Here is a 17,625-nt window from a genome sequence, read left to right on the forward strand (position 1 = left end):
TCTACAGTGCGCCGGGTATGGGTTTATCCTCCGAGAGCAGGTAAGCTATGTTTATGAGGGGGAAATGGCTGAATGCCTGCGGGAAGTTACCAAGCTGCCGCTTTCCCTTGGGGTCATATTCCTCGGCGAGCAACCCCACATCGTTAGCCAACGAGATAACCCGCTCAAACAGCCTCCGCGCATCCGCATCTCGTCCCTGCATATGGTAAACCGCCGCCAGCCAGAACGAGCAGGCAAGAAAAACGCCTTCGTCGCCGGAGAGCCCATCCACATCGCCTTCGGGTTTAAAGCGCAGCACCAATCCGTCCTGGAGCAATTCGCGTTCAAGCGCTGCTACGGTTCCAAGAACCCGGGGATCGGAGGCGGGCAGGAAACCTGAGATGGGGATAAGCAGAAGGCTGGCGTCTAGTCCTTTGCCTCCGTAATACTGTGTGAAGCTGTTCTTTTCCTGGTTGAATCCATTGCGGATTACATCCTCAAATATTGCTGTACGTTCCGCCCGTAGATCATCTATCGGCTCGGCCAGCTTGTTTTCCTCGGCGTATCGAATCGCGCGGTCAAGCGAGGCCCAGGCTGAAACCTTCGAAGCGGTAAACGACCGTTCGGGTCCACGCATTTCCCAGATGCCTCTGTCCGGTCGCCGCCAAGAGTCTGAGACGAAGCGTGCGATGTTGAAGAGGGCCCGCTCAGATTCGGGTCTGAGGGAACCGCGGATTTGAGGCATCCTGCTTACGTCATAAATGACAACTGAGAGTTCGCCGAGTACGTCAAGCTGGAATTGCTCGTATGCGGCGTTTCCGACCCGTACAGGCTTTGCGTTGCCGTAGCCTTCAAGCCAGTTTAGCTGGACCTCTGAGAGCCGCCGCTCCCCCCGGATGCCATACATGATCTGGACTTGGGCGGGGTCACCGGCGACTGCGCGTAGTACCCAGCGGAAGAACAAGATTGCTTCCTCCGCAAGCCCAGACCGTGTTAGGGCGTTCACGGTTAGCACTGCGTCGCGTAGCCAGCAGAAGCGGTAGTCCCAGTTTCGTACGCCGCCGGGGGTTTCAGGCAGCGATGTAGTTGGAGCCGCCACGATTCCGCCAGTCGGCTCATAGGTGCATGCTTTAAGCGTGATTAATGAGCGATAGACCTCGTCGCGCCATCGGGAGGGAGGCTGGATTTTGGAGCACCAGAGCCTCCAGTACTCCTCGGTTTCACGCTCTGCCCTATCATAGTTTGATGGATGCGGAGGAGACTCCCAGGAACGGGCGTCACAAAGCACGTATGACACCCGCTCGCCTTTGGAAAGCATAAAATCCGCGGAGAGCAAAGGGACGTCGGGTGTGGGTCCGCCAAACAGGTAGAGCGAATCAGGACCCGCCAGCGTCTGCGTCGCCCCTTCATAGTGGGCAACTCGTGGAATAGCGCGTCCGAAGGCAAATCTGGGGGTAAGTTCGGATCGCATGGGGACTTCTCCGCTGAGGCCCTCGACGCTTCGGCAGATCTCGGAGTGGTCTCGTGTTCCCCACGGCGGCATGAAATCGGTCAGGCGGACGGCGCCGGCTTCGGTGGTGAAATCCGTTTCTAAAATCAGCGTATCTTTGCGGTATCGGCGGGTGGACTTGGCTTCGTCGCGGGGGGCGATTCGCCAGTACCCGTTTTCAGCAGACCCCAGAAGGGCTGCGAAGCATGCGTCGGAGTCGAATGCGGGTAGGCAGAGCCAATCGATGGTGCCCCCTTTGGTTATGAGCGCCGCGGTGTGCATGTCCCCAACTAGGGCGTGGTCTTCGATTCGGGGGAGCGGCTCTTTTTTTGCCCAATCAGAAACTGGCGTGGATCGGGAGTCAGACTGAATATAATTAGCCATTTCACTAAAACCCCATTATGACCCCCACGGGCTCCGAGGATATAACCGTATGTGGCTACATCGACGAATACAGCAATGTTAAATTAAACATTTTTTGAGCCCAAAATCAACCCGCCGGGCTATTCAGCAGCCCATTCGGGTATGTTGCTATATATAGAGGGGGGTCTATCTGGGCAGAGCAGCAGAGAGGTGTTTTGTCGTTAAAATATGCTGTAGATACCGCTAATTACGCTGAGTCGCCTTGAGTTTTCCATGCGCTTTTAGGGCTGTGGCGCCTCCGATTAGCAGCGCGGGGCCAAGCAGGCTGGCTGCGGCTGCTGCGGCGGGGGCTTGGGGGGCCTGTTCATGTTTTGGCCCGATGTACTGGGTGGAGGCGATGGCGCTGGTGCAGTACCAGCAGACGGCTTGGTTTGCTGTTACGCCGCCTCCGACGGAGACGTGGTCGATGCCTGCGTTGTTGCAGTTGACTAGGCCCGTTGCGTTTAGGGTTTCTTTGTCGTTGAGGTAGAAGTGGACTTCGCCTGTTCCGTTCCCCCGGACGGCTTTTAGCTCCACAAGATACCATGTGCCCGCTTGCGCCGTCAAAGACGAGTTGAGGCTGTACACTTGGTTTTGGTCGACGTATGCTAGGTTCCAGTGCCAACTTCCGTTTTGCCGCACCACGTTTACCGCGCAGACGCCGTTGGCGGCGGTGAAGTTGCCCTCTATCGCTGAATTATACATCCCGCCTGCACCGATGATGTTGCCGTCGGATGTGGGGAGGTTGCCGAAGAATAGGTACCAGCGCCAATTCAGCGCCTGATAAGTCTGGTTTAGCCACTTGTAGACGTATCCCCAGTGCCCCGACGTGTTGGTGTTGGTTTCGCATTTAAGCATACTGTTCTCGACGGATAAGGCGACGCCGCTGGTGTCGGTGCTTGTCCACAGGCTTAGGTTCCCTGATTGGAAGCTATCTGAGAACACCACTGAGGCGGGGTCGGGTGTGGGGTAGGGGCTCGGTGAGGGTATGGGGGTGACTGTTGGGGCTGGCGTGGGCGCTTGGGTGGGGCTGGCGGTGGCTGAGGGTTTTTGGGTGGGTTGAGCTGTGGCTTTGGGATGTGTGGTTGGGGGGGCGGTGGGCTGGGGTGTTGTGGATGCGTCTGGGGTGTCTGTGGGCGGCGGCGTTGGCGAGGGGGTTGTTATGCTGTTGGGGGATGATTGGGGGTTTAGTAGCACGGCAGCGATGCTCACCGATAGAATAAGCAAAACGATGAAGCCCGCCGTAAATGCAACCTGCTTGTTTGGTTCCATACAAAATACCTCTTAAAAATACGTGGAAGATTTAATTAGAAGCTAAATAGTGCTTGTCTGAAAGTAATATCAGCAACACATTGCTTATTACTCTATGTGACTGTCACATGCAACTAGCAACCACAAACCCGCTTAGTATGTTCGTTTGCCTGCAGACCCGCTTAATGCCGAATTCCCCTTTTAGCCATAAGCCTCTTAGAAAACATCGGATGACGAGTTCGGTTTGAGGCGCTGGGCACATGAGCACTTCTGAGGGAATATATAGCGTATTATGGCTAACGGAAGAAGAATTGGTCAATATAGGTGTATAGAAAGCATGTCGAGCGTTTTGATATAATCTGCCTGCTTCATCTCCATTCGAGAAGGCATTCGTTACAGTAGGAAAGGAGAGAAGACAAAATGGGGAGACGGGAATCGCACCATTCGCGGCTGGCTCAAGTTACGAGCGAATTAGAAAACAGGACCCTAACTTGTTCGTTTCTTAGCTTTAGTCGCTATTCTGGGGTCAACTAGTATGACCACCAGTCTTTCTGCTTCAAAAGAATCAGATGATAGCCTGTTCAATCCATTGCCCGCTGCCGATTCATTACTTTTGGACGATTCTTTGATTCAATTTCTTGAGTTTCCCCAACTTTTAGATTTAAACATAGGAGTAGCCATCCCAGCATACAATGAAGAAAAGAATATCGGCGATGTCCTTACTCAACTCAATCAATTAGGCTTCACAAAGATACTGGTTATCGATGGATTATCCAGCGATGGCACTCTAAAAGTGGCTGAACGTAATGGAGCAAAAATTGTCCTGCAAGATGGACGTGGCAAGGGTCAAGCGATAAGGCAAGTTTTGAGCAACAATTACTTAAATACAGATGCTTTGGTGCTTATGGATGCTGATGGTTCTATGTCTCCTTTGGAGGTTCCAAGGTACATTGAAGCCCTTCGTGGGGGCGCCGATGTCGTCAAGGGGTCAAGATTTATGAGCAGCGGCGGAAGCCAAGACCTCACTGCCATAAGACGATTAGGCAACACTATCATGACTGCTTCAGTCAATTTGTTATGTGGCTGCCAGTACAGTGATCTTTGCTATGGCTTTGTTGCTATGAATAGGAAAGCAGTAACGGTTTTAGGTCCCATTTTGGAAGCCAACGACTTTGAGATTGAAACTGAGGTTTTTGTGAAAGCGCATAAGCTTGGGTTGAAAGTTGTTGAGGTTCCAAGTTTTGAGTATAAGCGTAAAAGCGGCAAATCTAACCTTAAGACATTCAGGGACGGTTATCGGATAATAAGAACTATCCTTCAATTATCTTTAATCTGAAAAGACATAATGTAATAACTTGTTTTTTTATTCTTCATAAAAACTCGCATCTACTCGGTTAAGACACACGAAAAAGTATATGGCTAAGTTGCTTAATACTGCTACTGGTAATGCTGGAGATGGGAGGGAGGAGAAGGAAAAAACAGCATTAGTAGCTTCTTTTCTATCCGCTTCCATTAGGAAGGGACAGAAAAGGGTACCCCCCAAATGCTATCCCCCATTAGTTTTGCTCATATATATTCAAACAAAAACTATATTGCAAATCCTTAAGAGCGCTTAAGAGAAAAGGGCATGTCTTTCAAGGAGCAAGGCGATTATAGCAAAAAATCCCAAGTAAACTACACTGTTCAGACCCACTTCTGCCAGGAAGGGATTCGATAGTCTTAGTTACCGGTATTTCTCTTTGAGTTCTATTACCTGATAATGACTTGATTGGATTGTGAGGTTGTTATTTTGGGCAAGAATAGAGATCGCCTGAGCATAATAGCTGCAATTCTGGATGCGGCAAGCTCTGGAGCTAGCAAGACAAAAATAATGAGTGAGGCCAACCTGAGCTTCAGCTTGCTGGAAAAATATCTTTCAGTTGTGGCTAAGTCCGGGTTCATTCGGCTCGATGACCAGAAATATCAACTCACCGAGCGAGGCCACGAATTCCTCAGAGCCTACAATCAATTATATGACCGCTATTTTCAAACCAACAGAGTGCTGGAGACCTTGGATTATGAGCGGGAACGCCTAAGCAAGCTTTGTTATGGATTTCAATTTCAAGAATCAATAAAATCAGAACGCTTGCGTGACAGTTTTTGATTTAGGATATAGAATTTCATTACATCTTTTCTATAATGACTTAAATATTTTGTATTAACAAAGCAGGTCATCACAGGAAAGGGAGTTCAAGAATGGGCAGTGCAGTTTGTCGATGCAAGCGATTAGCTTTCTGGAGGCAAAAGCATTACGGTTACTAATTCCATTGCCATTGGAACGCTACCAACCCAGAAATTGCTACATACTCCCCATCTTAGTTCAACCACGAAAACGAAAATTGGTATAGCTATCCCTGCGTTTAACGAGGAGCAAAATATCGGTCAAATCCTCAATGAGCTAAACGGCATAGGCTATGACAACATCTTGGTTATAGATGGCTTATCAAACGATGGTACGCTCAAAGTTGCGGCGGAAAACGGCGCTAAGATCATACTTCAAGATGGACGAGGCAAGGGGCAAGCAGTAAGACAAGTTTTAAGCAATGACTACTTGAATTCAGATGTTTTGGTTCTCATGGACGCCGATGGCTCCATGTCCCCCGAGGAGGTTCCTCGTTTTGTTGCTGAGTTAAGCAAAGGTGCAGATGTCGTTAAGGGGTCGCGGTTTCTTAATGGCGGAGGCAGCCATGACATGACTGCTGTACGTAAGATCGGTAATTCAATCATGACTTCAACAGTCAACGCCTTAAGCGGTTCGCACTACACTGACCTATGCTACGGGTTTGTTGCGTTTAAAAAAAAGCAATCAACGCTTTAGCTCCGGTTTTAGAAGCCAACAACTTTGAAATCGAAACAGAACTCTTCATAAAAGCCCAAAAACTCGGCCTCAATGTAGTTGAGGTTCCCAGTTTTGAGCATAGACGCAGAAGTGGAAAATCTCACCTTAAGACTTTCCGTGACGGATGCAAAATCCTGAAAACAATAGCGGCTGCCTCGCTAAGTTAATCTCTCCGAGTACAAAAGTTGCTTATCTCATTCCTTTGAATTGCAGGTAAGTCCAATTTAGTATGCGCTTCTACAGCTTAATCTATTTTCTATCCGTTAGAGTTCATACATCCATTAAATTCCCATTCCACGGATGATAATTACAAGCCTTTCCCAAGATACATCCACTTTTACGAGGGAGTAACAAAAATGCATACTATCAGCCGGCAACTCGCTGTAACGCTACTGGTTTTGTCTGTTGTTGCAGCGGCCTTCTTCATACCTTCTTCGTTCTCTCAAGTTACCTCCCCATCACCGAGCATTCAAGAAGCATCCCTTGTATTTGATGAGGCATTCACCGCTGTCTTGTCAGCCGAAAAAGCAGGAGCTAACGTTACCGCTCTGCTATCCCAGCTTAATGTTGCTGCGGCGGGTTTGGCTTCTGCAGAAAACTCATATCTTTCTGAAGACTACACCATGGCTATCACTCAGGCGAATAGTGTACTCTCAGTTGCACAGCAAGTGAAAACCGATGCCTTAAGCTATGAACAGGCAGCTTCAGCCAATCATAATAACGCCTTCTGGTTCAGTGTTGCTTTCGCAATAGCTATTGCGTTTGTTTTCAATTTGCTCTTATTTTTACTGTGGCGAAACATAAAGCAGAAGCATATCTGTAAATTATTAAAATCAAAGCCTAAGGTGGCTGAAACTGAAGCTTAAAGAATATAAAATATTTTTCTTGGCTGTCGGCCTGATTGGCACTTTGTTAATCGCTGCTCTCCCTGTCATTAGCGTTATTAGCTTTCCCAACGGGGAATCTTTTTCAGAATTATATCTGCTGGGCCCTGAACAGCTAGCCCAGAATTACCCTTCGAACATAACTATAGGTCAAAACTATATGATTTACGCCAATGTAGTCAATCATCTGAAATCAGCAGGATACTATGTTTTGTACGTGAAATTTCAAAACGGAACAGCCCTGCTGCCTGATATTGTTAACAAGACTCCTAGTCAAGTTGCACCGGTTTTGGAGTACCGGTTTCTTATTCCTGACGGCGGCAAATGGAGTAGTCCCTTTACGTTTTCGGTCTCAAATGCATCAATAGCTGGCAATCAATCGATTGTCAATCGCTTAACCATCAATGGCTTAACCTTCAATGTTGATGTACCATCTGTCTGGGACACAAACAGCACCTCATTTCCCCATAGGCTAATTTTTGAGCTTTGGCTATACAATTCTTCCTCCGGATATGTTCAATATCACAACCGATATGTCGATTTGAAACTGAATTTAATCAAAGAATTGGCCGAGACTTGATTTGACCTGTTTGCCGAATACCTTCATGGTTGGAAAAACCTGTAATTGTTTTTCTTAAGAATCAATGCCCTCCAACAATAATATGGTGTGTACAAAATGTCTGACTCAAGATTGAAAATAGCGATAGTTGGATTGGGAAAAATGGGTTTGCTGCATGCAAGCCTTCTAAGTACCCTACCTGAAACACAAATAGTTGCCGTATGCGACAAGAGCGCTTTAATGAATATGGTATTCAAGAAAGTTTTCTCTAAAAAAGACATAAAAGTCCTTAACAATACTGACAAGCTATCTGGGCTCGATCTAGATGCAGTTTATGTAACAACTCCGATTTCATCACATTATCCAATAATTAAAGAACTCTTAACAACTCAAATTACTCGTAACATATTTGTTGAGAAAACACTTGCCTCAAATTATGATCAATCAAAAGAATTATGTGAGCTTGCTAAGAAAAATGGCAGTTTAACCATGGTTGGTTACATGAAGCGGTATTCTGCTGTTTTTGGGAAGGCAAAGCAGTTACTAAGAGAAGGAAAATTGGGGGAACCGCAATCCTTTAAATCTTATGCTTTCTCATCTGATTTTCTTGGTTTAACTAAAGAATCTCAAACATCAGCAGCTCGCGGTGGCGCCATTAAGGATATCGGTTGCCACATAATAGACTTGACGTTATGGTTACTGGGCGATTTTAAGGTAACTGGTATCTTATCTTGTACAAAGAGCGGGGAGGCTGAGACTTCTGTTTCATTTAACGTTTTAAATCCCGATGGTGTGCCTGGCCAGTTCGATATTTCACAATGCGTTCCAAATTATAGACTGCCTGAATTCGGCTGCTCCATTAAGGGGCCAAAGGGAGCAATTGATGTGAACGATGACCGTGTTTTCCTTACTTTGAAGGACGGGACCAAACAAAGTTGGTATCGGCAAAACCTCGATGACAGTGTCCAATTTGCACTGGGCGAAACAGAGTATTTCCGAGAAAACCAGGAATATATTAACGCGTTAAAGATGGGTCGTGGGGCCGAACCGCCGTTCGAATCGGCGTCAAAGGTCGATTATATTATCGGCGAAGTGAAAAGGGAGTTGCTTTAAAATGGATAGGTTGCTACTTGTCGGTGATAATCCCTTCCAGGGAATTAGCCATCTTTCTCAAGAACGGGCTAGAAGTCGTGGCGAAGTTATCCAATCCCCGGCTGACCGCGCGGCTGAGGTTGTTTTGGCTGCTCTAAAGAATGGTGCTAATGGTTTTTCGTTTTCAGTTAGTGATCTAACCTTATCGATACTACGCTCTTTACGTGAGAAAAACGATATTGATATAGAAATCTACCCGATGGTGCCTTACGCTTTTGAATATGTGAGAATAGCAACCCAGACTGGCACTCCTGGATTAGTGAAGAGGTTTGCCAAGCAAGTTGCTGTCTCTGGTGATGTTGGAGCCGTTTTAGCGGGATTTTGGTCGGTTGCCCGAGTCGATCCTGAAGGTTTCATGAACACATACCTTGCCTACGAGTTATCTAGAATTAAGTCTGCTGCTGGCAGAAAAGCAAAGATGGTCTCTGTCATGCTCAACGAAGTAATAGGTGACATGGGTTTAGCACTCGATCTTGACTGGCTATTTTTATCTTTCATAAAGTATCTGTCTACCCGGGGAATAACACCTGGATTCAATACGAGAAATTTCCCCTTCCTTGTAAGAAAGTTTACTGAGTGGGGGATAAACTTGGATAAAATCCTGATTGTTACGCCTTTAAATGAAGCTGGCTTCCAGATGAATCCATCCAGACAGGCCTGTGAAGACACCTTGAATTCGCTCAAGTCCCCCAACGTCATTGCCATAAGCGTTTTTGCGGCTGGCTACATTAAACCCCCTCAAACGTTGGCTTATCTTAATACTCTGAGGAATCTTAGAGGTGTCCTTGCTGGAGTGTCGAGTCAGAAGCAAGCGGTTGAAACCTTTGGGCTTTTCAAGAACAATCTGGTTTACAATAAAGGTAAACTGCAAAAGCCCTTAATAGTTTAGCGTTTAGGTGTGTTTTAGATATGCTAGATATTGCTTCAACTGTTTTTTATATTTTAACATTTGTTCCTATCGGGCTTTTAATAAGTTACGGTTCAATCATCGTTTATTATGGAAGGAAAAACCTAGTTTTGCTAAAACCCCCGAATCAAGTTTATGAGCCTTCCGTGTCAGTTGTAGTGGCAACCCATAATGAATCAAAGATTATCTCAAAAAAAATTGAGAATCTTCTATCCAGTTCATATCCACAAGCCAAACTCGAAATTCTATTTGCCGACGATTCGAATGACGCTACCCCACAAATTATCTCTAAGTATGCGGAAAAGTCGCCTAACATCCGATTGATGCATTTTGAGAAGAGGATGGGGTATAGTCCATCGATGCTTGCCGGTTGTCAGGCAGCTAAGGGTGAGATTATAATCTTAAACGATGCTGCTTCATTTCTTGAGCCATCCTCTATATCGATTATGGTGGAGCGCTTCAAGGATCCAAAGATTGGCGTTGTTAGCGGACGCGACGTTATCTTAAATACTGACGAAGATGCGGGCAAGTCAGAGAGTATCTATCAGAGGCTCTATAATTTCTTGAGAGTTGCTGAAACTAACATGGATTCAACCTTCTACATTAAGGGAGAAGCAGCTGCTGTTAGAAAGAGTGCTCTAGATAACTTGCAGGCGTCAACTGAAACATTTGATACGACTGTGGGGTTAGCGGCAAGACGCGAAGGTTTCAAGGTTATTTATGATCCTACTGTTAGCTTTCATGAGTATGCGCCTGCTACTCATTCAGGCAGGGTTCAGCAAAAGACGATTAGAGCCGCTCACTTGATGAGGGTTCTCTGGCGATACAAGGATATGATGTTTAAACCAGGATACGGCAAATATGGTTCCTTGATTTTGCCTTTCAATTTTGCGCTATTGACTCTTTTACCTGTTTTTATTTTAGTTTGGTCCTGTTCACTTGTTGTTCTGACTTTCTTGAATTTGAGTGCGGCTGTTTACTTTTGGTCTTTAATTGGTATTGCAGTTTTGCTGTTGTTAGTTTTTTCTCGACGGATTTTGGTTACTTTCGTCGAATTCGAATATTCTTTGCTTAAGGCTATCTATCAAATCATTTTTGTCAAAAAAGTGCACGACAAAATTGATACGGTTGCATCGACTCGAAGAGTCTAGGCTTGGTTTATTTAGTTAAAATGGCAAGAGAAGAATCGAGGGTTTTTGGTATGGAAAAGATGGAAACGAAGAAGGCGTTAATAACTGGGATAACTGGTCAAGACGGTTCTTACTTAGCTGAGTTCTTACTCTCGAAGGGCTACGAGGTGCATGGAATTATCCGGAGGGCCAGCACTTTTAACACGGGTAGAATTGACCACATTTATTCAGATCCTCATGAACGTGGAGCACGACTCTTCCTGCACTACGGTGATGTTTCCGATTCGGAGCAGACTTCAACTGTTCTCAGTGATGTGGCGCCGGGTGAGATTTATCATCTGGGCGCTCAGAGCCATGTGAAAGTTAGTTTTAGTATGCCTGAGTATACTGGGAACGTTACGGGGTTGGGGACTGTAAGGTTGCTTGAGTCTATTAGGCGTAGTTGTGTTAAGTCAAAGTTTTATCAGGCTTCAAGCAGCGAAATGTTTGGGCGGTCGCCCTCGCCGCAGAATGAAGAGACCCCTTTCAGCCCCACAAGCCCGTATGCGGTGGCTAAGGTTTATGCTTTTTGGATGGCTAAGAATTACCGATTGGGGTACAATATGTTTGCCTGTAACGGTATCCTTTTTAATCATGAGTCTCCGAGGAGGGGTGAAGTGTTTGTTACCCGAAAGATAACTATGGCTATCGCTAGCATACTGGCGAAGAAACAAGAGTTTCTCTATCTAGGTAACATGGAACCCAAACGTGATTGGGGTTACGCTCCAGAATACGTGGAGGTTATGTGGAAGATTCTACAGCAAGAGGTTCCTGATGATTTTGTTGTCGGAACTGGTGAGCAACATTCAGTAAAGGAATTTGTCAATGAAGCCTTCGCGTATGTTGGACTAGATTCAGAAAGGCATACTAAAACAGACTCAAGGTATTTCCGACCGACCGAAACTGATGATTTAGCCGCTGATGCTAAGAAGATTAAAAAAGTTACCAAATGGGAAGCTAAAGTGAGGTTTAAGGATTTGGTTAAGATAATGATTGATGCTGACATGCGTAGAGCCGGATTAAAGCCAATAGGTGAGGGCGATGCTATTCTACAGAGAAAGTTTCCTGATAAATGGTGGAGTGACGATTGATGTCGTTTTGGGCTGATAAGCGTATTCTCTTAACCGGTGGAGCTGGCTTTTTGGGCTCTGCTGTTTTTCAGAATCTAACTACGCGGAGAGGCGTTTTGCAGAATCAGATTGTTATTCCTCGGAGTAGCACGGTAGATTTGAGAGTTTGGGAAGATTGCAGGAAAGCAGTAAAAGACATAGACGTCGTTATCCATCTTGCCGCGAGGGTTGGCGGTATAGGTTTCAACCAAAAGAATCCTGGAACTTTATTTTACGATAACATTCTTATGGGTGCTCAGCTTATGGAGGCTTCTCGGCGTGAAGGGGTTGAAAAATTTGTTCAGGTGGGGACAGTCTGTTCTTACCCAAAATTCACTCTCGTCCCATTCAAAGAAGACGATTTATGGAATGGATATCCTGAAGAAACCAACGCTCCCTATGGTGTAGCCAAGAAGTCCCTGCTTGTCATGGCTAATGCTTATCGACAGCAGTATGGCATGAACATAATTTATCTGTTGCCAGTCAACTTGTATGGTCCAAAGGATAATTTTGATTTGGCTTCTTCCCATGTTATTCCAGCACTAATCCGAAAATTCGTAGAAGCTGTTGAGCGAAATGATAAAGAAGTACCTGTTTGGGGATCTGGTTCTGCTTCGCGTGAGTTCTTGTTTGTCGATGACGCGGCTGAAGGCATCATGCTTGCCACTGAAAAATATGATAAAGCCGACCCCGTTAATTTGGGGACAGGGCATGAAATTAAAATTAAAGATCTCGTTGAGCTAATTTCGATATTAACTGGTTTTGAGGGTGAAATAGTTTGGGAATCTTCGAAACCTGATGGTCAACCGAGAAGACGCTTAGATGTGAGCAGGGCAAAGTCTGAGTTTGGTTTTGAAGCTAAAACAGATTTTGTTGAAGGACTAAAAAAGACCATTGAATGGTATAAAGTAAACAAGGTCTAAGAGGCTTTAAGGATGATTTCTAAGAGAAAATGTGGCTTTATTCCAGAGCCCCTGTTTAGCCAGATAGTAGATTGGATGCCGATTGCTTCAGTGGAAGCTGTTACAGTGCTTGATGGTTCTTTGCTTTTCCTAAAGAGGAAGAACCCACCCGCCGCGGGGTTATGGTGGTTTGCGGGTGGAAGAATCCATAAGGGCGAATCTTTCGAAGATGCCCTTCATAGGGAAGTGAAGGAGGAAACCGGGCTTGAAATCGAGTCTCTTCAATTAATAAACGTGTATTCAAGAGTTTTTTCAGAGCGGCATGATATTACGATACTTTATTTATGCAAATGTAAGGGAAAAGTTGTCCTTGACAATGAGCACTTGGAATACATGCTGTTAAAGGAACCGCCTGCAGATTTGCACCCTTACCTTCAAGAAGTGATTATTGACTGCGCAGAGAATTTGAAGGGCTTTATAGAATGCAAAGAATGAAAATCCTTATGGTTGGTCCGTTCCCACCTACGGTAGGTGGCATTACTTCGTGCATGTTAAATATAATGAATTCTTTGAAGGAGAGTTATTATTTTTTGCCTTTTACAACGGGCAGACCGACAGTTGGAATGAGAAAAGACGCAACAGATTACTCAATTATTTTGAAAATGAAGCCTGCTTTTCTATTTAAATCAGCTATGGTGACTTTTTATCATGTTTTTAGCTATCCTTTCACCTTATTAACAGAATCGCCTTCAATCGTGCATATAAATGCGACAGATTACCTTAACTTTTTTGAGAATTCTGTCTATTTGTTCGTAGCAAAGATGCTTAGAAAAAAATCTATTATGCACATCCACGCTACCTATTTTGAAGCTTTTTATGATGGCAGCAATGCCATTTTTAAAGCAGTAATTAGAAAAACCTTGAATGCGGCTGATAGACTGATTGTTTTATCCCCGAACACTCAGGCTTTCTTTACGAAGATAGCCCCGTCAAGTAAGATTTCAGTGATACCTAACACGGCAGAAATTCCTGCTAAACTGGTTAATGAAAAATTTAGCGAACGAGATGCTAAAGTACGCGTCCTTTTTCTTGGAAGTGAAGAAGCAAAAAGAAAGGGTTTTTTTGATGTTATAAAAGCTATACCCATTGTACTTGAAAAGTCTAAAGTGCCGGTTGTTTTCCTCTTTGCAGGAATATATGACAGTGATAAACTGCGTGCCATAAACGAAACCAAAGCACAATGCAAGTGTGTTGAATGCTTGGGTTACCTTGATAATAGCGAAATGTTGCTGGTTCGCCAGAGTTCCGACATCTATACGCTGCCAAGTTATGCAGAAGGTTTACCTTGTGCTTTGCTTGAGGCAATGGCTGCAGGGTTGCCTGTTGTCACCACTACTGTAGGGTCGATTCCGGAAGTTGTCGAGGACAATATTAATGGGTTCTTAATTGAACCCGGTGATGTTACTTTATTAGCTGAAAAGATTGTTGTTTTAGCAAATGATTCTGCACTTAGACAAATCATCGGCGTCAGAAATATCGATAAGATTAAAAAACTTTTTTCACCTGAAAGTATTATGCGAGAATTAAACGAGGTTTATCGGGATTTATAAACTTTCAGAGGGCTGAATTGAATGCGAGGCACCAACTTCGAATAGGAGTGGGCGAGTTTAAGGCAGGTTAACTTGAAAAGGACATTATAAACGAGGTATTAAATTACGGGCAGATTTCTAAAGGCAGGATGGTTAAGGATTTTTAAAATCATTTTTCCGAATATGTCGGGGTAAACTACAGTTGCTAAATTCTGGGACATCCGCTTTGATTGCTGGGTTAAAAGCCATAAAGCACAAGTTTGAATAAAAGCCAAAGCCAGAACAATATGGTTTTAACGTTATCCACCTGTTGCTTGCAATCCTCTACGGTCCACATGATAACTTTGAACCCGAAGACTCCCATGTGATTCCTGGGTTAATTACAAAGGTGGTATGGGCCCACGCAAAAGGTGATTCGCCGGTAGAAGTTTGGGGTTCAGTAAGGCTTCCCGCGAATTCTCTTTGTGGATGACGCAAGCGAAGCCATAATATTGGCTGCCGAGAAGTACAAAAACTCTGAACCGGTAAACATCGGTACCGGCAGCGAAATAACCATTAAAGATTTGGTCAATTTGGTTGCTGAGTTGACGGGGTTTAAAGGCGAAATCATCTGGAACAAAGATACGCCTGGCGGGCAACCGAAAAGACATTTGGATACAGTAAGGCGCTGAAGGATTTTGGTTTTCAAGCTAAAACTGGTCTTTTTGATGGTTTGCAAAAGACTATTCTGTGGTACAATCAGAATAGACGCAAACAAGGTTGTAGGTGTTAACTCGGCGTATGCCAGTAAAATATAATTTGGCACTGTAGTAAACAATCATCGTAGCATCATTTTTTCAAGCATCAGCTGTAATATTCTGTGGATTTAATTATCCCTGTTACCTTGGAGCAATTGCATGTTAAAAGACAAAATCACTCTGCGCTCTCTCTCCTGGATACTATTCGTCTTTGCGATAGCGTATCTAATTATTAGCGCCTTGATGATGCGCAGAGACTACCAGGACAGTTGGGTCCTTGAAGGCATCGAAATTCCCTTCATACTGTTCCTGCTAACGTTCTGCTTAGTCTTCTTCACCGAGAAAAAAATAACTCACATTCTATGCATTGCTGTTGCCAGCAGAATCATTTTTTCTCTGGTTCCAGCTTTAAAATACATGTGGTTCCCAGGCGGCTACATCGACCAGCAACAACAATTCAACTTAGCTTCAACCGTAATTTGGACCGGTCACATCGCCTCCTCATCCGACATATCCTTCCAATACTACATTAGTGCGCCCTTAGAGCACATACTTTTTTCAGCTACTTCGATTTTTCCAAACATCCAGCTAGCAACGGTGCTGCAATTCCTTCCAGTCTTACTTGGAGCCCTCTATCCCCTATTGACCTATGCAATTGTTAGGAACATAGGTTTGGCTAGAAATAATACATACACAAAATTCGTGATATTTGTCTCCTCTGTTCCTCTAGCGCTCTATAGCTATTTTGTTACCGGTACATTGCTCGGGATGTTACTTTCCCTGATTATTTTGTATCTCTTGGTTTCAATAATTACCAAAAAAGATCGTCGGTATTGGATGTTGTGTATTTTTTTTGTGTTAGGGTTGGCAATCGCTCACACGATTTCCTCTGTTTTTCTTGCGGTATTTCTTGTCGTAATTGCTGCTCTACAGAAAATGCCTGTATTGCAGAGAATACGGCTAATAAAGTCAAAAGGAGTGCTGTTGCCTGCTGCTTTATCGATAGCAATAATTGGTCTAACTTGGCTTATGTATAACGCTTCCGCCACTCTAAATCAGATGTCAATTTATTTTTTTTCAGTTTTTTACGGTGGATCAGGCCCAAAAGCCGAAGCGGTGCCCTCCGTCTTATTTTCTTTAGCAAGTGCTGACCCTTTGGCCGCTTTTACAACAGTCATGGTGTATTATGGGGCTGAGCTTTTTGCTCTATTACTGGCAGCTTCGGGGATTTTTGTCATAATTTTCAAAAAACAGAAGTTGACTGGGGTTGATCATTTTCTTTTAATTTTTTTTGGTCTTTCAATATTTGGTTCTTTAATAGGATTAGCGCTTGGTCTGGGTGCCGCTCGTTTCCTGACTTTTGCAAATATATTAGCTCCTTTCTTTGTTGGTTACGCATTATACTATTTTAGTAAAAAATTAAGATGGGTACTACCTTTGCTTGTTGTAGGCTTGCTTTTTTTTTCAACCATAGAGGTTTACTGTGCTGAACCTCTTATTCCACAAGCTAACATATTGTATCCGGAATTACCTGATGATGTTCCTATTGCTAACGTATTTACTTATAACTCAATTTATCAAAGAACGCTGACTGGATTCCTCACAAGTTATGCATCTTATGGCATTATAGCCTCAGATTTAGTTACGAGAAATCAAATAGTTGGCTTAGCTAATGAGAGTTATGTCCGCGAACATATGCCTGTTTATTATTACCCTCTAGGCGGTGAACCATTGCAGAGTTACAATATATTTGTAACTCATCTTCCTGGAAAAGCTGGAGTTTTTGCTGAACCTGCACAATTTAGGTCTCCTTCCGAAATAGCAAAAACTGTTCAGGGTGATAGTGTCGTATATAACAATGGCGAATCTTATGTTTTGTTTAATCAGCCTTGATATTTAATTTTGTTATAATTCAAATGTCGCATATTATCGGTGAAAAAAATTGATATCTATGTATGATGTGAAGAGAACAAAACAAGTGGCCAGTCTTATTCCAAAAAGTTCTTCAACCAAACTTGCTCTTGATATAGGTTGCAATACCGGTATAATGGCTGAGGCTATTGAAAGTAGCGGGTATACATACATAGGCTTGGATATCTCCAAAGATGCTATTTCAACTTGTCATGATTGCAATCTATACAGGCACCTTATGCTAGCTGATGCCACTTCACCTCCATTTAGGTCTTGTTTCAGCCTAATTACTGCATTAGAAATCATTGAGCACTTAGATAACCCTGAAATCTTTCTTGACAGACTGGCTAATTTGCTCGTTGACAACGGCTATCTCCTTATTTCCACTCCAAACAGGTTGTCTTTAGAAGGCGCTAAAGGTAAACTTGAAAAGTATGTTGTTAAAAAGGAATGGAACGCTTGGAACGATGCGCACAAACACATTTTTACCTCTTGTGAATTTCTTTCTTATTTTCAGAAGCGTTTTAAAGTGGAAACATTAGTCGGTTACTACTTTTTACCACATATCTTTTCAGAGCATATCGACAGAAAATGGTGGTTTGGAAGTCATGTTAGGTTTTCCAGTTCAACACGATTCCCGTTAAATCGGTTCGGATTCCAAGTGATGCTGCTTCTCAAAAAGAAGTAGTCTCTCAGGTATTTTATTA

17 protein-coding genes are annotated in these 17,625 nt (G+C 44.1%); 15 read left to right on the top strand and 2 right to left on the bottom strand.

Translation table 11 applies throughout. The features are described 5' to 3' along the window. Nucleotide 1: 1 nt before the first annotated feature. Nucleotides 2–1,852, bottom strand: a complete 1,851-nt coding sequence (locus NWE93_10660) for a glycoside hydrolase family 15 protein (GenBank protein MCW4000690.1) — start codon at nucleotides 1,850–1,852, stop codon at nucleotides 2–4. A 222-nt stretch (nucleotides 1,853–2,074) separates the two neighbouring features. Continuing rightward, the gene (locus NWE93_10665) at nucleotides 2,075–3,142 is read right to left on the bottom strand and encodes a hypothetical protein (GenBank protein MCW4000691.1); all 1,068 of its coding nucleotides are present in this window, start codon (nucleotides 3,140–3,142) and stop codon (nucleotides 2,075–2,077) included. A gap of 514 nt (nucleotides 3,143–3,656) precedes the next feature. Between NWE93_10665 and NWE93_10670 the strand changes: the two genes are divergently transcribed. The 15 genes from NWE93_10670 (at nucleotide 3,657) to NWE93_10740 (ending at nucleotide 17,606) form a co-directional block, all read left to right on the top strand. After that, entirely contained in the window at nucleotides 3,657–4,457 is an 801-nt protein-coding gene (locus NWE93_10670; GenBank protein MCW4000692.1) for a glycosyltransferase family 2 protein, read from the top strand. Between the two features lie 453 nt (nucleotides 4,458–4,910). Continuing rightward, nucleotides 4,911–5,264, top strand: coding sequence for a winged helix-turn-helix domain-containing protein (locus tag NWE93_10675; GenBank protein MCW4000693.1), 354 nt, complete (start codon nucleotides 4,911–4,913; stop codon nucleotides 5,262–5,264). A 192-nt stretch (nucleotides 5,265–5,456) separates the two neighbouring features. Continuing rightward, entirely contained in the window at nucleotides 5,457–5,978 is a 522-nt protein-coding gene (locus NWE93_10680) for a glycosyltransferase family 2 protein (protein ID MCW4000694.1), read from the top strand. Between the two features lie 377 nt (nucleotides 5,979–6,355). Further along, on the top strand, nucleotides 6,356–6,865 hold the full coding sequence (locus NWE93_10685; protein ID MCW4000695.1) for a hypothetical protein: 510 nt from the start codon (nucleotides 6,356–6,358) through the stop codon (nucleotides 6,863–6,865). A 19-nt stretch (nucleotides 6,866–6,884) separates the two neighbouring features. Next, the gene (locus tag NWE93_10690) at nucleotides 6,885–7,463 is read left to right on the top strand and encodes a DUF1616 domain-containing protein (GenBank protein MCW4000696.1); all 579 of its coding nucleotides are present in this window, start codon (nucleotides 6,885–6,887) and stop codon (nucleotides 7,461–7,463) included. Nucleotides 7,464–7,559: 96 nt separating this feature from the next. After that, on the top strand, nucleotides 7,560–8,555 hold the full coding sequence (locus tag NWE93_10695; protein MCW4000697.1) for a Gfo/Idh/MocA family oxidoreductase: 996 nt from the start codon (nucleotides 7,560–7,562) through the stop codon (nucleotides 8,553–8,555). 1 nt (nucleotide 8,556) lies between these two features. Continuing rightward, complete coding sequence (locus NWE93_10700; GenBank protein ID MCW4000698.1) at nucleotides 8,557–9,483, top strand: hypothetical protein; 927 nt, start codon at nucleotides 8,557–8,559, stop codon at nucleotides 9,481–9,483. 20 nt (nucleotides 9,484–9,503) lie between these two features. Next, nucleotides 9,504–10,652, top strand: coding sequence for a glycosyltransferase (locus tag NWE93_10705; GenBank protein ID MCW4000699.1), 1,149 nt, complete (start codon nucleotides 9,504–9,506; stop codon nucleotides 10,650–10,652). Between the two features lie 59 nt (nucleotides 10,653–10,711). Beyond that, nucleotides 10,712–11,761, top strand: coding sequence for a GDP-mannose 4,6-dehydratase (gene gmd / locus NWE93_10710; protein ID MCW4000700.1), 1,050 nt, complete (start codon nucleotides 10,712–10,714; stop codon nucleotides 11,759–11,761). Then, the gene (locus tag NWE93_10715; GenBank protein ID MCW4000701.1) at nucleotides 11,761–12,702 is read left to right on the top strand and encodes a GDP-L-fucose synthase; all 942 of its coding nucleotides are present in this window, start codon (nucleotides 11,761–11,763) and stop codon (nucleotides 12,700–12,702) included. The genes gmd and NWE93_10715 overlap by 1 nt, the downstream gene beginning before the upstream one ends. A gap of 12 nt (nucleotides 12,703–12,714) precedes the next feature. Next, complete coding sequence (locus NWE93_10720) at nucleotides 12,715–13,176, top strand: NUDIX domain-containing protein (protein MCW4000702.1); 462 nt, start codon at nucleotides 12,715–12,717, stop codon at nucleotides 13,174–13,176. Then, a complete protein-coding gene (locus NWE93_10725; protein MCW4000703.1) occupies nucleotides 13,164–14,291 on the top strand; it encodes a glycosyltransferase family 4 protein in 1,128 nt (375 codons plus the stop codon). The genes NWE93_10720 and NWE93_10725 overlap by 13 nt, the downstream gene beginning before the upstream one ends. Before the next feature lie 443 nt (nucleotides 14,292–14,734). Further along, nucleotides 14,735–14,941 carry a hypothetical protein gene (locus NWE93_10730; protein MCW4000704.1) on the top strand — a complete coding sequence of 69 codons (207 nt, stop codon included), beginning with the start codon at nucleotides 14,735–14,737 and terminating at the stop codon, nucleotides 14,939–14,941. A 225-nt stretch (nucleotides 14,942–15,166) separates the two neighbouring features. Beyond that, on the top strand, nucleotides 15,167–16,900 hold the full coding sequence (locus NWE93_10735; protein MCW4000705.1) for a hypothetical protein: 1,734 nt from the start codon (nucleotides 15,167–15,169) through the stop codon (nucleotides 16,898–16,900). A 58-nt stretch (nucleotides 16,901–16,958) separates the two neighbouring features. Further along, nucleotides 16,959–17,606, top strand: a complete 648-nt coding sequence (locus NWE93_10740; protein MCW4000706.1) for a class I SAM-dependent methyltransferase — start codon at nucleotides 16,959–16,961, stop codon at nucleotides 17,604–17,606. Nucleotides 17,607–17,625 lie beyond the last annotated feature (19 nt).

It is taken from the genome of Candidatus Bathyarchaeota archaeon, from assembly GCA_026014735.1.
Lineage (GTDB): Archaea > Thermoproteota > Bathyarchaeia > Bathyarchaeales > Bathycorpusculaceae > Bathycorpusculum.

Coding starts and splice junctions, on each gene's coding strand:
- NWE93_10660 (MCW4000690.1), bottom strand. CDS start 1,852: ATGGCTAATTATATTCAGTCTGACTCCCGATCCACGCCAGTTTCTGAT.
- NWE93_10665 (MCW4000691.1), bottom strand. CDS start 3,142: ATGGAACCAAACAAGCAGGTTGCATTTACGGCGGGCTTCATCGTTTTG.
- NWE93_10670 (MCW4000692.1), top strand. CDS start 3,657: ATGACCACCAGTCTTTCTGCTTCAAAAGAATCAGATGATAGCCTGTTC.
- NWE93_10685 (MCW4000695.1), top strand. CDS start 6,356: ATGCATACTATCAGCCGGCAACTCGCTGTAACGCTACTGGTTTTGTCT.
- NWE93_10695 (MCW4000697.1), top strand. CDS start 7,560: ATGTCTGACTCAAGATTGAAAATAGCGATAGTTGGATTGGGAAAAATG.
- NWE93_10700 (MCW4000698.1), top strand. CDS start 8,557: ATGGATAGGTTGCTACTTGTCGGTGATAATCCCTTCCAGGGAATTAGC.
- NWE93_10705 (MCW4000699.1), top strand. CDS start 9,504: ATGCTAGATATTGCTTCAACTGTTTTTTATATTTTAACATTTGTTCCT.
- gmd (MCW4000700.1), top strand. CDS start 10,712: ATGGAAACGAAGAAGGCGTTAATAACTGGGATAACTGGTCAAGACGGT.
- NWE93_10715 (MCW4000701.1), top strand. CDS start 11,761: ATGTCGTTTTGGGCTGATAAGCGTATTCTCTTAACCGGTGGAGCTGGC.
- NWE93_10720 (MCW4000702.1), top strand. CDS start 12,715: ATGATTTCTAAGAGAAAATGTGGCTTTATTCCAGAGCCCCTGTTTAGC.
- NWE93_10725 (MCW4000703.1), top strand. CDS start 13,164: ATGCAAAGAATGAAAATCCTTATGGTTGGTCCGTTCCCACCTACGGTA.
- NWE93_10735 (MCW4000705.1), top strand. CDS start 15,167: ATGTTAAAAGACAAAATCACTCTGCGCTCTCTCTCCTGGATACTATTC.
- NWE93_10740 (MCW4000706.1), top strand. CDS start 16,959: ATGTATGATGTGAAGAGAACAAAACAAGTGGCCAGTCTTATTCCAAAA.